General features: G+C 61.9%; 1 protein-coding gene. It reads left to right on the forward strand.

Features of this window, described 5'->3' with window-relative positions; all coding sequences use genetic code 11:
- On the forward strand, positions 1-947 hold a 947-nt coding region (locus AC1DT3_RS22495), incomplete at its 5' end, for a [protein-PII] uridylyltransferase family protein (protein ID WP_477467390.1).
- Positions 948-1005: the final 58 nt, after the last annotated feature.

Raw genomic sequence — 1005 nt, forward strand, 5'->3', positions numbered from 1 at the left:
ATGCCTCGGTTGCCGATGCGATCATTCAGGTGTCGCTCGAACAGGTGCGCCAGGCCTTCGAAGCGGAGCACGGCGCCGTTCCAGGTGCGAAGCTCGCGGTGCTCGGCCTCGGTCGTCTCGGTTCTCGCGAGCTGACGGCGGGCTCTGATCTCGATCTCGTGGTCATCTATGATTTCGATGAGAACCATCGCGAAAGCACCGGCCCGCGCAAGCTCGATGTCGTCGTATATTTCACGCGGCTCACGCAGCGCCTGGTGGCGGCGCTGACGGTGCCGACACGACGGGGTTTGCTGTACGAGGTGGACTTGCGCTTGCGCCCGCAGGGCGGAAAAGGCCCGGTCGCCTCACAGTTTCGCGGCTTTCTCGACTACCAGACGAGCGAGGCCGATCTGTGGGAGCACATGGCGCTGACGCGCGCGCGTTCGATCGCAGCGGATGGCGATTTCGGCACGCGCGTCGAGAACGCCGTGCGCGACATCATTCGGATCAAGCGTGAACCGAAGCGCGTCTTCAAGGAGGTTCGCGCGATGCGCGAACTCATCGCGCAAGAAAAAGGCGATGCCGATCCGTGGGATCTCAAGCTCGCGCGCGGGGGGCTGACGGATCTCGATTTCATCGCGCAGGCTCTCGCGCTCGCCCACGGCGCGGAGATTCCGGATCTGGTCGGTCACGGGACGGAGGAAACCTTCGCCAGGGCCGCCGAGTCCGGCCTTCTCGCGCAGGACGACAGGCGGACACTGATCGAGGCGCACCAATTCCTCAACGCGATCTTCCAATGGCAACGCCTAGCGATCGACGGAAAGTTCGATGGCGAGCAGGTGCCGAAAGCCATTCTGCGACGGCTCGCGACAGTCGCAGGTCAACCCACCATCCAAGCCCTGCGCGATCGACTTGATGAGATCCTGACGCAGGTGCAAGGAGTCTCGGCGACCGTCATGAAAGGTTGAGTCGCACGCGTGGTTTGGAAATAATAACAAGTAATGTGTGATTATAGTTCATTTATCA

The sequence above is a fragment of the Microvirga sp. P4_G7 genome, assembly GCF_056401005.1.